Raw genomic sequence first — 13,904 nt, 5'->3', positions numbered from 1 at the left:
TCCGCCAGGGCGTGGGATGCCGTGCGGTGCGGCGACCGGTGCCGGTGGGCGGGGCCGCCCCTCCCCAGAGGGTCCGCCGGAGCGGGCGACGGGGGTCCGGTGAGGGGACCGCGGCCGCGACACGGCCGGGGAGGAGCGCGGGACGCGGCCGGCGGTACGATGGCCGCGGCGAGGCGGGCGGATGCCGGGCGGGACCCCGCCCGGCCCGGTGCCGCAGGGGGTCGGGGCCCGCCGCGGGCCGCGGTCCGGGAGCAGGGCTTGGGCGAGTTCGGGTCTCTTGGTCGACGCGAGGGTTCGGCGAGGGCCGGCAACGGGGAAAGGCGAGGTGCGGGGCATGGCCTACGAGTTCCGGCTCCCCGACGTGGGCGAGGGCATCCACGAGGGGGAGATCGTCCGCTGGCTGGTCAAGCCCGGCGACCGGGTCCAGGAGGACCAGCCGCTGGTGGAGGTCCAGACCGACAAGGCCACCGTGGAGATCCCCTCGCCGGTGGCGGGGGTGGTGCGGGAGCTGCGGGCGAAGGAGGGCGACGTGGTCCCGGTCGGCAGCGTCATCGTGGTGATCGACGCTGAGGCCCGCGCGGACGAACCGGCCGGGGCGGCGGCCCCGGCGGCGGCCGGCCCGACGGGGGCGGGGGCACCTGCGGCCGGTCCCGCCGGGGCGGGGGCGAACCCGGCGACGGCGCCGGGCGCCGGGACGGCAGCTGCGGCGGCCGGCGCTGCTGGAGCCGGTTCGCCCGCGGCGGGGGTCCCGGGAGCGGCGGCTGCTCCTGCCGCGCCGGGGGCGGTGGCGGCACGCCCGGAAGGGCCTGCAGGCCCGCCCGGGGTTGCGCCGGCGGGGGTTGCGCCGGCGGCCGCGCCCGGTGCCCCGGCCCCCGACGGGCGGCGGGTGCTGGCTACGCCGGCAACCCGCCGCCTGGCCCGGGAACTGGGGGTCGACATCCGGCTGGTGCCGGGCACGGGCCCGGCGGGCCGGGTGACGGCCGAGGACGTGCGAGCCTTCGCCGCCGCCCGGGCGGCGGGGGCGCAGCCAGTGGCGGCAGCTCCGGGGGGTGGGGCGCCGGGCGCGGCGCTTGTCGCGGCGGGAGCCGCTTCGACCCCCACGGCGCCCACCGCAACCGGCGTGCCGGCGGCAACGCGACCCGGTGGGCCGGCGGGGCCTGCGACCCCGGTGGCGCCGCCAGGTCCCGCTGCACCGGCAGCCCAGGCCGCACCCGAGGCCCCGGCTGCTCCCGGGGTTCCGGCCGTGCCCCCAGGCGGCGAGCAGCGCGTGCCCTTGCGCGGCCTGCGCAAGCGCATCGCCGAGAAGATGGTCCAGTCGATGTACACCGCACCCCACGTCACCCACGTGGAGGAGGTCGACGTCACCGAACTCGTCGAGCTGCGGCGCACGGCGCTGCCCCTGGCCGAGGAGCGGGGGATCAAGCTCACCTACCTGCCCTTCATCGCCAAGGCGGTGGTGGCGGCCCTGCAGCAGTTCCCGATCTTCAACGCCAGCCTCGACGACGAGCGCCAGGAGATCGTGCTCAAGGGCTACTACCACATCGGCGTGGCGACGGCCACCGACGAGGGCCTGATCGTCCCGGTGGTGCGCGACGTGGATCGCAAGAGCATCTTCCAGATCGCCCGGGAGATCGCCGCCCTGACCGAGGCGGCGCGGGCACGGCGCATCGCCCTGGACGACGTGCGGGGCTCCACCTTCACCATCACCAACGTGGGCGCCCTGGGCGGCGGCGTGTGGTCGACGCCCATCATCAACTACCCCGAGGTGGCGATCTTGGGGGTGCACAAGTTCCGGGAGACGCCGGTGGTGCGGGACGGGCAGATCGTGGTGCGGACCATCACCTACCTCGCGCTGAGCTTCGACCACCGGGTGGCCGACGGCGCCGACGCGGTGCGGTTCGTCAACCGGATCAAGGCGTACCTGGAGCAGCCGAGCCTGCTGTTCTTGGAGATGGCCTGAGGTCCTGGGGGATCCGCAGCGGCCCGAAGGGAACCGCGGCCCCGGCCCCGGGTCGTGCGGTGCCCGGACCGAATGAACGCAACGCCTCGCTGCGGCGGCGTGGGACCTGGGTTCTGTCGAGACGGGAGTGGATGCGATGGTCGTCGGCGAAGTCGCGACGGAGACGGAGGTCCTGGTCATCGGCGGCGGGCCGGGCGGCTACGTGGCCGCCATCCGCGCGGCGCAGCTGGGCAAGGACGTCACCCTGGTGGAGAAGGATCGCCTCGGCGGCGTGTGCCTCAACGTGGGGTGCATCCCCTCCAAGGCGCTGATCGACGCCGCCAAGGCCTACCACCGGCTGGCGCGCGAGGCCGAGCGCGGCATCGTGGTCGAAGGGGCGCGCCTGGACTTCGGCCGGCTGCAGGGGTGGAAGCAGTCGGTGGTCCAGCGGCTGACGAGCGGCGTCGAGCAGCTGCTGAAGGGCAATGGCGTGACGGTGGTCAAGGGGCGGGCGACCTTCACCGGCCCGAACCAGGTGCGGGTCGAGAACCCCGGCGGCGGCAACGAGGTCTACCGCTTCAAGCACTGCATCGTGGCCACGGGCTCGCGGCCCGTGGAGCTGCCGGGCTTTGGCTTCGACGGCGTGCGGATCCTGGATTCCTCGGACGCCCTGGCCCTGGACCACCTGCCCCTGCGGCTGGTGGTGATCGGGGGCGGGTACATCGGCCTGGAGCTGGGCACCGCCTTTGCCAAGCTGGGCTCGGCGGTGACGGTGCTGGAGCTGGCGGACCAGCTGCTCCCCGGCACCGATCCCGAGCTGGTGCAGGTGGTGGCCCGGCGCCTCCGCCAGCTGGGGGTCAAGGTCCACACCGGCGTCCGCGTCCTGGGGTGGGAAGAGGAGCCCGGCGGCGAGGGGGTCCGGGTGGTGTTCCGGCCCGAGCCCCGCGGGGAGGGGGCGGCGGGAGCCGGTGCACGGGGATCGGCCGGTTCGTCCGGATCGGAAGAACAGGCCGTGGCGGCCGACGCGGTGCTGGTCAGCGTGGGCCGGCGGCCCAACACCGATAGCCTGGGCCTGGAGCTGGCGGGCGTGCAGCTGGACGAGCGGGGCCGGGTGAGGGTCGATGCCCAGCTGCGCACCAGCCAGCGGAACATCTTCGCCATCGGCGACATCGTGCCGGGGCCCATGCTGGCCCACAAGGCCAGCCGGGAGGGCATCGTGGCGGCGGAGGTCATCGCCGGGTTGCCCGCGGCGGCCGATTACGTGGCGGTGCCGGCGCCCGTCTTCACCGACCCGGAGATCGCCACGGTGGGGCTCAGCGAGGCGGAGGCGCGGCAGCAGGGGTACGACCCCGTGGTGGGCCGCTTCCCGTACGCCGCCAACGGGCGGGCCTTGACGCTGGGCGAGCGGGACGGGTTCGTCAAGGTGGTGGCGGACCGCGAGACGGGGGTCGTGCTGGGGGCGGGGATCGTGGGGCCGGAGGCGTCGGACCTGATCGCCGAGCTGGCGCTGGCGGTGGAGATGGGGGCGACGCTGCAGGACCTGGCGCTGACCATCCACGCCCATCCGACGTTGAGCGAGGCCGTCATGGAGGCGGCGGAGGCGGGGCTGGGCCACGCCATCCACGTGCTGGGGAAGCGTTAGGTGCAGGAGCCGGTCGTACCTGCGGGCCTGGGGCGTGGCCCTCGCCGGCGCGGCTTTGAGAGCCGGCGGCCCCGAACGCCGCATGGCTTCGCGAGCCGGCGCGGCCCCGAAAGCAGGGCGCGTCTCGGAGAGCCTGAACGGTCTCCAAGGCCGGCACGCCGCCGAGCACCGGTGAAAACCCCCCGCGCCGCCCCGCGCCGCTGAGAGCCGGCGTGCTGTCGCAAGCCGGCGCGGTTCCTGCCCCCGCCACCAAGCCATGGCGCGCCCCTGCCGGCCCTGGCTTGACGGTGATCCCCCAGCACTCAACCTTGTTGGTGGTTGCCTGGCGCTCAACGAAGTTCGCCGGTGCCACCAGCATCGTTGCGGCGGCGGGCGAGAACGGTCGACACGGCCCAGATGACTCCGCCGGCGATCAGCAGGAAAGGAAGCAGGCCGAGGCCCAGGGTAAAGGCGAAAATGCCGAGCCGTGCCACCAGCAGCAGAGCAAGTCCGACCACGACCAGCGTCAGCGCCCAGCCCATGACGACCACCCCACCGGTCATCCGGTTCGTCAGGCATAACCTGCCCGGAAGGGCCGGGGCCGAGACCGGCGCCTTGTAACAGCGGGCGTAGGGCCTAGGCGCGATGGCAACGACTGCTAGGATACGAAGGGCCGTGCCTGGGGGTGCGACCGGGCGCTCCAGTTCATCGTGCTGGCCGGTTTGATCAGCTTGTTCACGGACTTCACGTACGAAGGGGCCCGCAGCGTGACGGGGCCCTTTCTGCTGCAGCTGGGTGCGGGTGCGGCGGTCGTCGGCTGGACCGCCGGGCTCGGGGAGTTTGTCGGCTACGCGCTGCGGCTCCCTTTTGGCCGCGTCGCAGACCGGACCGGCCGCTACTGGTTCCTCGCCGGCCTTGGTTACGTCCTCAACCTGGTGGCCGCTCCGCTGCTTGCCCTCGCCGGAAACTGGCCGGTGGCATCGGGACTGATCCTGCTGGAACGGTTCGGCAAGGCCATCCGGACCCCGGCGCGGGACGCCATGCTGTCCTTCGCCGTGCAACAGACGGGCCGCGGGTACGGGTTCGGTTTGCACGAGGCCCTGGACCAGGTGGGGGCGGTGGTCGGGCCTCTTGTGGTGGCCTTTGTCCTGGCGCAGGGTGGCGGCGTTCGTCGCGCCTTCGCCTGGCTGGCGATCCCTGCCGCCCTCACGCTGGCCTTGCTGGTCGTGACCCGCTGGCGCTATCCGGCTCCGCAGGAGTTCGAAGGGCCGCCAGGCTGCGAAGGGCGCCCAGGCGACCAGGCCTCGGCGCCCGCGGCGGGCCGCCCAAGGGCCGGTACGGCGGACCCTCCCGCTGGACTGGGGCCGCTTCTGCCCTTTTTCGGCTTCATCGTGCTGTCGGTGGCCGGATTTGCCCACTTCCAGCTGTTGGCCTATCACTTCGAGCACCGGGGCGTGCTGGATGAGCCTGCCATCCCCATGGCCTTCGCCCTGGCCATGGCCGTCGACGCCGTGTCCGCCCTGGCCCTGGATCGGCTCTACGATCGTCATGGCTTGAGGACCCTGATGGCCCTCCCGCTGTTCACCGCCGAGGGTGCCCTGGCCCTGGGCCCCTCAGCGCGGGTCGTCTGGATCGGCATCCTGGCGTGGGGAGCTGCCCTCGGTTTGCAAGAGAGCATCCTGCGCGCGGCCCTGGCGGATTTGACGCCACCCGGTGGCCGGGCTACGGCTTTCGGCGTCTTTTCCCTTCTCTTCGGCGGTGCCTGGCTGGCGGGGAGCGTCGTCATGGGCTGGCTGTATGAACACGGCACGGGGTATGTGGTCGGCTTTTCCCTGCTCACGCAGGTGCTGGCCGGGCTTGTCCTCTACGTCGTGTTCAAAACCCGCGCGACGGAACCCGCGCGACGCCGTCCGTGACGACCTGCGCAGCGAACAACCTGCGCTGCGCCGCCCGTCACAATGATGCTCGCCCGACACCCCCTCCCTTCACGACGACGGGCGTTGATCCATGGCGACCGGCACGCGGCCGGCCAATCCATCGGCGCGGCCTCTTGCTGAATCTCTGGTATAGTGAATCTAGAGGTGGGTTTTCGTCCGGACGGTCCTCACCTCCAAAATCCATGACCTTCCTTCGGGGCAGGGTGGAAGTCCCGACCGGCGGTGATGGCGGCGCGCCAATCCTGGTGCGACCGCACCAGCCCGCGAACCGCGTACCGGAGTGCCGAGCCGCGGGTCGACGGCCGCGATCGTCGTCGACGCCGCTGGGCGCGAGGGCACGGTGAAGGGCGCGGCCGATTCCGGTGAGAAGCCGGAGCCGACGGTGACAGTCCGGATGGGAGAAGGAAGGGACGCGGGACCTCCCGGTTGCCGGCACGTGCGATGCGGTCCCGCCGGCGGTCGTGCGCGGGCTCAGCCGCGGGTGGTTCGCGGCACGCCGGCGACGGCCGCAGGTCGGACGAACGCGGCGAGGCGGCGCACTGCTCCCCTTGCACCGCGGACGGGTGGTGGCCTCCCGCGATCCCCCGGTTCCGCTGAGGCTGCGGCGAAGGGCCAGGGTGCGCCGGAGACCCTCGCGCGCGGGATGGGGCTCCCGTACGGGATGGCGCTCCCGTATCCCGTAGTGGAGCGCACCGGCGGTGGCGCACCGATCGGCGGTGCCAGTGCCGCTGGCGGCGGTGCAATCCACGCCGGCGATGGGGCGCACGCGGCGCGAGGCCGCAACCCACCGGCCCGGTGGGCGGGGTGCACCGTCGGCGGGCTGCGCGCAGCGGCATCGCACCGGGGGGTCAACGACCCGGACAATCGTGGTCATACGGGTCCACCTGCGTCCGTTCCCCCGAAGGGCTGGGCGGGACGGGCTTTTTCATGCCCGCCCGCACGCTCTCTCCAGGGGGTGCATGCCGGTGGTTCGGCGCATGGTGCGCCTCGCGCTGCTTTCCTCCATGGCGTTCCTCCTCATGCTGTGGGAGGTCCAGCTGACGCCGCTGCTGCCCTTCATCCCCACCTACCTCAAGTACGACCCCGGGGATCTGCCCGTACTGATGGGGGGCTTCGCCTTCGGTCCCGCGGCGGGGGCCAGCGTGGCCCTGGTGAAGGACCTGCTCTTCCTCTTCTCCGGCAAGTCGACTGCCGGCTGGATCGGCGTCTCCGCCAACCTGCTGGCCAGCATCGCCTACGTCGTGCCCGCGGCGTGGGTCTACCGGCGGCTGGGGACCCGCTGGGCGTTGGGGCTCGCGATGCTGGTGGGCACGGTGAGCACCAGCGCGGTGATGGCCGTGGCCAACTACTTCGTCTTCCTGCCCCTGTGGGGGGTGCCGGCCGGCCAGGTGGGGACCACCGTGGTCACGGCGATCACCCCGTTCAACCTGATCAAGGGCCTGCTCACCGGGATCCTGGCGCTGGTGGCCTACCCGCGGCTGGCGCGGGTGCTGGACGACCCGGTCTTCGCCGCCCCGGCGGAGGCGCCGTTGGCCAAGGAGGCCGCCGAGGAGGGACGTCGCCCCTAGTCCGCGGCCGGCCGTGCGGGCCGCGGGACCGATCGGACGGCGGGACCGCACCTCGCCCCGCGCCAGCGCCGCTGGTGGTCGCGGGGTGGGGCGGCGTTCTGGAGGCCCTGGACCTCATGAACGCGGCCGATCGGCGGCGCGTCGCCTTGGCGACGCGCCGCCGGCCGGCTCGGGATGTCGTATCGTGGGTCCCCGGCGCCGGCGCGCTTCGCGTCGAGGGCCGCGGCGTGCCTCACGCCGAGGCGTCGCCTCACGCCGAGGCGTCGTCCGCGTCGCGCGGGCCGACCGGGGCCTGGGGATCGCCCGCGACGGCTAGCAGCCGCTCCAGGGCCTGGCGGCCCGTCATGCCCGGGCGGATGCCGAGGCGCTCCGCGGCGCGGGTGACGGCCTGCAGCGGGCGGCTCAGGAGGTCGTCGAAGTCGCGGACGCCGAGGGCGCGCCCCGCCACGACCCGGCGCTCGCCCAGCAGGTCGTCGAGCAGGCGCACGTCCAGGGCTCCGCACATGATGTACCCCGCGGGCGTGGCGATGGCCACGAGCCGCGTCTTGGGCAGCTCCACCTTCACCCCGATGGCCGTCCCTCCGGCGAGGGGAATGGGCCGAACTTCCACCACGTCGCGTCCCTCCCTCGAACCTCTGGCGCCTTCCGCTCCTGGGCCGCCTGCCTCGCAGCCGCCTGCCCTGTGGATTGCTAGCGCGGACCGTGACCCGTCCTGCGGACCGGCGGCGTCGGGCCCAGCGACGGGTCCGGCCCGGCCCGGAGCGATGGCGCGGAGATGGTGCGACCGGGCCTAGGACATCGTATGGTGCGGCCGGGACCGTCGTCCCGGAGACCCGATGACCATCCCGCGCGGGTGCCACGCGCCGCACGCCCAGGGTGGGGACCGGCGGGCAGGCCTGGCGGGTGGGCAGGGAGCGGGCGGGTGGCGGAACGCGCCGGGGTCGCGCTGCCGGAGCGCCAGGACTGGGCCGCAGGAGCTGGCGCCGGGTGCTTGCCGTGTAGACGGGGCCGGACCCTTGCCGTGTACAGGACTCTGCAGGCAGGACCGCGTGCTTGCCGTGCAGGCGGGGCCGGGCCCTGCCGTGAACTGGAAGGTATAGCAGCGAGACGGCTCCGCAATCTATCCCCTGGAAGACGCGGTCAGGGGGGATCGATCATGGACGAGGCCAACGCGGCGGGTGGCCCGAGCCACGCCCAGTATGGCGCGACACCCGAGTCGTACAACCCGCGGCAGCAGTACACGTCGCAGTGGCAGTCGCCCGCCGGCGGCCACGGCTTGGGCAACCAGGCGTATGGCCAGGTGCAGTCCCAGGCGGGGCAGCCCGGTGCCCTCCAGAGCCAGGCCGGGCAGTACGGGGCCGCGCAGTACGGCACGGCGGGGTCGTACGGACAGGCGGCACCGTATGGAGCCGCCGGCCAATACCAGGCCCAGGCCGGTCAGGCCGTCCCGTATGCCGGCCAGGCGGGGCAGCAAGCGGGTCAGGCGGGAGCGTACGGCTCGTTCCAGAGCCAGGCTGGCCAGTACGCACCGTACGGCGGGGCGTACGGGCAGGCCGGAGGGGCTCCGTACGGGTCGTTCCAGAGCCAGGCCCAGGGCCCGGGTCAAGCGGGGGCGTACGGGGCAGGCGGTCCGAGCAGCCACGCCCAGTACGGGGCCACCGCCCAGAGCTACGACCCGGCGGAGAACTACAGCGCCCGCTGGCAGTCCGGGGCCCAGGCCAGCGCCGGCGGGATGGCCCAGCAGGCCCAGGGCTACGGGCAGGCGGGGCCCTATGGCCAGTACGCGTCCCAGGGCCAGCTGGGCGCGTACGGGCAGGCCACGAGCCAGGCCGGTCAGTACGCCGGCCAGGCGGGGCAGCAGGCGGGTCAAGCGGGAGCGTACGGCTCGTTCCAGAGCCAGGCTAACCAGTACGCACCGTACGGCGGGGCGTACGGGCAGGCCGGAGGGGCTCCGTACGGGTCGTTCCAGAGCCAGGCCCAGGGCCCGGGTCAGGCGGGGGCGTACGGGGCAGGCGGTCCGAGCAGCCACGCCCAGTACGGGGCCACCGCCCAGAGCTACGACCCGGCGGAGAACTACAGCGCCCGCTGGCAGTCCGGGGCCCAGGCCAGCGCCGGCGGGATGGCCCAGCAGGCCCAGGGCTACGGGCAGGCGGGGCCCTATGGCCAGTACGCGTCCCAGGGCCAGCTGGGCGCGTACGGGCAGGCCACGAGCCAGGCCGGCCCGGCCGGTTCGTCCCAGGGCCAGGGGGGGGCGGCGAGCCACGCCCAGTACGGTGCCACGGCCCAGAGCTACGACCCCCAGGAGAACTATTCCGCCCGGTGGCAGTCGGCGACGGCCAACGAGCAGACGGGCGGCGCCTACCGCGGCTGAGTGGCGGCACGGTGGCGCCGACGAACGACGGCAAAGGGCCGGGGGCGAGGCCCCCGGCCCTTTGCCGTGCGCCGAGCGCGGCGAGGCGGGCCGGCGAGCCGGCGGCGGACCCTTTGCCATGCGCCATTCTGCCACGAGCCAGTCGCGCGGAGGACCCTTTGCCATGCGCCAATCTGCCACGAGCCAGTCGCAACGGGGCAGAGCGGCGGCGTTCCTCCGGCCCGTTGCTTTGCCGCACCCCGGCCGCAGCCGCGCCTCGCGTTGCGGCGGGGCCGGCGCGGGACCGGAGGGGGGCGGTCGGACGGCGGAGAGGGCCCCGGCCGCCCAGCACGGCACGGGTCGTCCCCGGGGAGGAACCCGGCCGCCGAAGGCGAAGGGCCCGTGTGGTGGTGGAACGGCTGCCGTCGTCGACGGGAGCCGCCACGTCGGGCCCTGTCGCTACGGGGTCCCTGCGAAGGTGGGATCGATCCGATGGACGCGATGAACCGCCACGCGGAAGCAAGTCTTCACAGCCATGAGGGAGCGAGGCCGCCCATCGACGGCCGGCCTGTCGACGGTCTCCGCCCGGCCGCGGCGCAGCCCGGCGTCGCCGCGGGGCACCGCGACGATCCCGCGCTCCGCGACGCCGCCACGGTGCGCGCCGCGGGCGGGGACCGGCCCCCCAGCGCTCCCCCGGCGGGACGACGTCCCGACTGGCTCAAGGTCCGCCTCGCCCAGGGCCCCAACTACAACCGGCTCAAGCGCCTGCTCCGCGGCATGGACCTCCACACCGTCTGCGAGGAGGCCCGCTGTCCCAACATCTACGAGTGCTTCGAGAACCTGACGGCCACCTTCATGATCCTGGGGAACATCTGCACGCGGGCGTGCCGCTTCTGCGCGGTCACCACCGGCCGGCCGACGGAGCTGGACTGGGCGGAGCCGGAGCGGGTCGCCGCCGCCGTCGAACGCCTCGGCCTGCGGCACGTGGTGGTCACCTCGGTGGCCCGGGACGATCTGCGCGACGGGGGCGCGATCATCTTCGCCGAGACGATCCGCGCCATCCGGAGGCGGTGCCCGGATACGGCCGTCGAGGTGTTGATCCCCGACTTCAACGGCGACTGGGACGCGCTCCAGGTGGTGCTGGACGCGGAGCCGGACATCCTCAACCACAACGTCGAGACGGTGCGGCGCCTGTCCGACAAGGTCCGGTCCCGGGCCAAGTACGACCGCTCCCTGGCCCTGTTGGCGGAATCCAAGCGGCGAGCGCCCCACATCAAGACCAAGTCGGGGCTGATGCTGGGCCTGGGGGAGACCTGGGAGGAGATCCTGGAGGCGCTGCGCGACCTGCGGGCGCACCGGGTCGACATCGTGACCATCGGCCAGTATCTGCGTCCCACGCGGGATCCCATCCACCTGCCGGTGGAGCGCTACTATCACCCGGACGAGTTCGCGGAGCTCAAGCGCATCGGGCTGGCCATGGGCTTCTCCCACGTGGAGTCCGGCCCGCTGGTGCGCAGCTCGTACCACGCCCACGAGCAAGCCGACCGCGCCAGGGCGCGAGCGGCGGAAGCGGAGCCCGCCGGCGCGGGGGTGCCGGCCGCGGGAGCGGCCGCCGCCCTGCCGGAGGCCGCGGGAGGCGCGGGCGGGGCATGAGCGGCGGCCTTTCCCGAGGGGGGAGAGGGCCTCGTCCCGACGCCGCAAGCGGGGAGGCGCCGCGCCCGTCGCCCCCCGCCCTGCGCGTCACGTGGCTGCCGGGCCTGACCCCCTACGAGCCCGCCTGGCGGCTGCAGGAGCGCTTGGCGCGGGCCCGCGTGGAGGGCCGCCTGCCGGACCTGTTCCTCTTGCTGCAGCACCCGCCGGTCTACACCGTGGGCCGCAGCGGCCGGGACGAGGAGATCCTACTGGATCCCGCCGCCCGGCGGCGCCGGGGGGTCCAGGTGTTCCACATCGACCGGGGCGGCAAGGTGACCTATCACGGGCCGGGCCAGCTGGTGGGCTACGGCATCGTCGATCTGAAGAACCTGCCGGGCGGCCTCCGGCGCTACGTCCGCGGCCTCGAAGAGGCGCTGGTCGCCACCCTCGCGCGGTTCGGCATCGCGGCCCACCGGGAGGACGGGCTCGTCGGGGTCTGGGTGGGCCGGGAGAAGATCGCGGCCATCGGGATCCGCGTCCGTCGCGGCGTCACCTGGCACGGCTTCGCCCTGAACGTCGACCCGGACCTCTCCTACTTCGGCGGGATCATCCCGTGCGGCATCACCGACCGGGGCGTGACGTCCATGGGGCGTCTGCTGGGCAAGGCGCCGCCCCTGGACCAGGTGGCGCGGGTGGCGGCCGAAGAGCTGGCGCGCGTCCTGGAGCGCCGGCTGGAGTGGACGCCCGCGCTGGACTGGCTCCGGCCCTGGGGGTTCCCGCTGGTCTCGGCCCCAACCGCGGGCTGATGCCGAGGCGTGAGGCGCCGAAGGCCGAGGGGGCGAAGGCCGATGCAGGAAGCGCTGCAGCGATCACGGAAGGATCCCTTCCGTATCCGGGCGTATCCGCTCGGCCCGGTGCAGGCCAACGGCTACGTGCTGCTGGACGACGTCCACCGCCTCGCGGTGTTCGTCGACGCTCCCCACGATCCCGAGCCCATGTTGCGGGCGGCCGAGGGCTACCGGGTGGCGGCCGTGCTGCTGACCCACGCCCACTTCGACCACATCGGCGGCCTGCGGACGATCAAGCAGGCGACTGGGGCGCCGGTGTGGATCCACCGCAACGAAGCCTACTGGCTGGGCGACCCGGAGCGGAATCTGTCGGTGTGGCTGGAGCCGGTGGTGGCGCCGCCGGCCGACCACCTGCTGGACGGCGGCGAGCGGCTGGCCTTTGGCGGGATCGAGCTCGAGGTCCGCTTCGCTCCCGGCCACAGTCCGGGCCACGTGGTCTACGTCGGTCCGGGCGTGGTCCTGGCGGGCGACACCCTGTTCGCCGGCAGCATCGGCCGCACGGACCTCCCCGGCGGCGACCTGCCCACGCTGCTGGAGAGCATCCGCCGGGAGCTCCTGACGCTGCCCGGCGAGACCCGGGTCCTCCCCGGCCACGGACCGGAGACCCGCATCGCGACGGAGCGGGCCTCGAACCCCTTCCTCCGGGAAGGCGCCTTGCCGGCGGAGCCCTAACGGTGGGAAGCGTCAGGGCCGCACCCGTCGTCGCGTCCCTGGTCGTCTGCGTCCGGGCACCCGCCGGCGGGCGCCGGCCGGTTCGTCCGCATGTCGGGAGCCTGGACCCCACCGCGGCCGGCACCCTCGGCGGCCGACGCGGCAGGGCGGGGCCGGGAGGCGGGGCGGTGCTGGAAGCTCGCACGGGGTGGCAAGGGCTTGCGGCCGCGGAACCCCTCGTGCTCGCCGTGGTAGTAGGCCACCCGGGGCTCGCCCAGCCGCCAGCAGAGCAGCACCGGCTTGCCGTCGAGCTGGGCGGGGAAGTCGACCAGCCCAAGGTCCACGTCCTTGACCAGGCAGCCGAAGCCGTGGATCTCGGCCAGCAGCCGGTTCGCCTCCTCGATCGCGGACCGCAGCGCCTGGCGCGCCAGCTTGTAGTCGTAGGCCATGATCAGGGTGCCGTCGGGCTTGTAGCCGACGGCCTTGATCTGCTCCATCTCCCGATAGGACTGGCGGGCCTTCTGGTAGAGCCGGCGCAGGCGCAACAGGCGCTGCCGGATGACGGGCAGCAGGGCGGTGGCCTCCTCCGGCGTGAAGAACTTGCGGCCCCCTGCAGGCATGACGGTCACCTCGACTCAAACTGGTGTTATTGTAACATCGCCCGGAACCCACGAGGAGGGACGGCGGTGGTCCACGGCGAGCCGAAGGGGCAACCCGCAGGCGGATCCTCGTCGCCGTCGACGACGTCGACGACGTCGTCGTCCTGTGCGGGGCAGGGAGCCGGCGTCGAGGGGGAGCGCCCCACCTGGGACGCCTACTTCATGGAGTTGGCCGCGGTGGTGGCCAAGCGCTCCACCTGTCCGCGGCGCCACGTGGGGGCCGTGCTGGTGCGGGATCGCCGGATCCTGGCGACGGGGTACAACGGGGCGCCGCCGGGGTTCCCGCACTGCACCGACGTGGGCTGCTTGATGCAGGACGGGCATTGCGTGCGGACCATCCACGCCGAGGCCAACGCCATCCTCCAGGCCGCGCTCCACGGCGTCACGGTGCGGGGCAGCACCCTGTACACCACCGCGACGCCGTGCCTGCACTGCGCCAAGCTGTTGATCGGCGCCGGGGTGGTGCGCGTGGTGTACCGCGACTGGTATCCCGACCCGCGGGCGGTGGAGTTCCTGCAGACGGCGGGGATCCCCCTCGAGCGATGCCGCGCGGGCGCACCCTCCTGAACGTTCGGTAAAAAGAGCAGAGGCGCTGCGCCGTGGCGCAATCGCCTCTGCCGGGGGCATGGGTACCCTCCGGCCCGCCACCGGACGGGCGGGGCAGGCGACCGTCCGGGCGGGGCCGGAAGCTTGCGGTGG

At 73.8% G+C, this 13,904-nt stretch carries 11 protein-coding genes and 1 pseudogene; 9 read left to right on the top strand and 3 right to left on the bottom strand.

What is annotated here, in order from left to right; all coding sequences use genetic code 11:
- Positions 1-334: 334 nt before the first annotated feature.
- Positions 335-1,960 (top strand): dihydrolipoamide acetyltransferase family protein, encoded by a 1,626-nt coding sequence (locus Q5761_RS08415; RefSeq protein WP_318750240.1) that lies wholly within the window; start codon positions 335-337, stop codon positions 1,958-1,960.
- Positions 1,961-2,096: 136 nt separating this feature from the next.
- The gene (lpdA, locus tag Q5761_RS08410; RefSeq protein ID WP_318750239.1) at positions 2,097-3,581 is read left to right on the top strand and encodes a dihydrolipoyl dehydrogenase; all 1,485 of its coding nucleotides are present in this window, start codon (positions 2,097-2,099) and stop codon (positions 3,579-3,581) included.
- A 329-nt stretch (positions 3,582-3,910) separates the two neighbouring features.
- On the opposite strand, the gene Q5761_RS08405 is transcribed toward lpdA, so the two are convergent.
- A complete protein-coding gene (locus Q5761_RS08405) occupies positions 3,911-4,111 on the bottom strand; it encodes a hypothetical protein (RefSeq protein ID WP_135225808.1) in 201 nt (66 codons plus the stop codon).
- 216 nt (positions 4,112-4,327) lie between these two features.
- Here Q5761_RS08405 and Q5761_RS08400 point away from each other — a divergent pair, with 216 nt between their 5' ends.
- Entirely contained in the window at positions 4,328-5,476 is a 1,149-nt protein-coding gene (locus tag Q5761_RS08400) for an MFS transporter (protein WP_318750238.1), read from the top strand.
- Between the two features lie 986 nt (positions 5,477-6,462).
- Complete coding sequence (locus Q5761_RS08395; RefSeq protein WP_135225806.1) at positions 6,463-7,065, top strand: ECF transporter S component; 603 nt, start codon at positions 6,463-6,465, stop codon at positions 7,063-7,065.
- Positions 7,066-7,381: 316 nt separating this feature from the next.
- Here Q5761_RS08395 and Q5761_RS08390 read toward each other — a convergent pair.
- Positions 7,382-7,678, bottom strand: a pseudogene (locus Q5761_RS08390) (YunC family protein); the annotation flags it as partial.
- A gap of 543 nt (positions 7,679-8,221) precedes the next feature.
- Here Q5761_RS08390 and Q5761_RS08385 point away from each other — a divergent pair.
- From Q5761_RS08385 to Q5761_RS08370, 4 genes are all read left to right on the top strand, one after another.
- The gene (locus tag Q5761_RS08385) at positions 8,222-9,436 is read left to right on the top strand and encodes a hypothetical protein (RefSeq protein ID WP_318750237.1); all 1,215 of its coding nucleotides are present in this window, start codon (positions 8,222-8,224) and stop codon (positions 9,434-9,436) included.
- Positions 9,437-9,907: 471 nt separating this feature from the next.
- Positions 9,908-11,068: a lipoyl synthase gene (gene lipA / locus Q5761_RS08380; protein WP_318750236.1), complete on the top strand. Its 1,161-nt coding sequence runs from the start codon at positions 9,908-9,910 to the stop codon at positions 11,066-11,068.
- A complete protein-coding gene (gene lipB, locus Q5761_RS08375; RefSeq protein ID WP_318750235.1) occupies positions 11,065-11,853 on the top strand; it encodes a lipoyl(octanoyl) transferase LipB in 789 nt (262 codons plus the stop codon). The genes lipA and lipB overlap by 4 nt, the downstream gene beginning before the upstream one ends.
- Positions 11,854-11,895: 42 nt before the next feature.
- Entirely contained in the window at positions 11,896-12,567 is a 672-nt protein-coding gene (locus Q5761_RS08370) for an MBL fold metallo-hydrolase (RefSeq protein WP_318750234.1), read from the top strand.
- Here the strand turns inward: Q5761_RS08370 and Q5761_RS08365 are convergent.
- Positions 12,564-13,166, bottom strand: coding sequence for a DUF2203 domain-containing protein (locus tag Q5761_RS08365; RefSeq protein ID WP_318750233.1), 603 nt, complete (start codon positions 13,164-13,166; stop codon positions 12,564-12,566). The two genes, Q5761_RS08370 and Q5761_RS08365, sit on opposite strands and share 4 nt — an antisense overlap.
- Before the next feature lie 66 nt (positions 13,167-13,232).
- Here Q5761_RS08365 and Q5761_RS08360 point away from each other — a divergent pair, with 66 nt between their 5' ends.
- Complete coding sequence (locus Q5761_RS08360; protein ID WP_256369289.1) at positions 13,233-13,772, top strand: deoxycytidylate deaminase; 540 nt, start codon at positions 13,233-13,235, stop codon at positions 13,770-13,772.
- The last annotated feature ends 132 nt before the right edge of the window (positions 13,773-13,904 follow it).

Source organism: Thermaerobacter composti (assembly GCF_033582035.1).
Taxonomy (GTDB): domain Bacteria; phylum Bacillota; class Sulfobacillia; order Thermaerobacterales; family Thermaerobacteraceae; genus Thermaerobacter; species Thermaerobacter composti.
The sequence above is the reverse complement of the archived record's forward strand: the minus strand, read 5'-3'. Positions and strand labels throughout refer to the sequence as shown.

Bases quoted from the DNA above. Each gene is read 5' to 3' on its own strand.
- Q5761_RS08415 (WP_318750240.1), top strand. From the start codon at position 335: ATGGCCTACGAGTTCCGGCTCCCCGACGTGGGCGAGGGCATCCACGAG.
- lpdA (WP_318750239.1), top strand. From the start codon at position 2,097: ATGGTCGTCGGCGAAGTCGCGACGGAGACGGAGGTCCTGGTCATCGGC.
- Q5761_RS08385 (WP_318750237.1), top strand. From the start codon at position 8,222: ATGGACGAGGCCAACGCGGCGGGTGGCCCGAGCCACGCCCAGTATGGC.
- lipA (WP_318750236.1), top strand. From the start codon at position 9,908: ATGGACGCGATGAACCGCCACGCGGAAGCAAGTCTTCACAGCCATGAG.
- lipB (WP_318750235.1), top strand. From the start codon at position 11,065: ATGAGCGGCGGCCTTTCCCGAGGGGGGAGAGGGCCTCGTCCCGACGCC.
- Q5761_RS08370 (WP_318750234.1), top strand. From the start codon at position 11,896: ATGCAGGAAGCGCTGCAGCGATCACGGAAGGATCCCTTCCGTATCCGG.
- Q5761_RS08365 (WP_318750233.1), bottom strand. From the start codon at position 13,166: ATGCCTGCAGGGGGCCGCAAGTTCTTCACGCCGGAGGAGGCCACCGCC.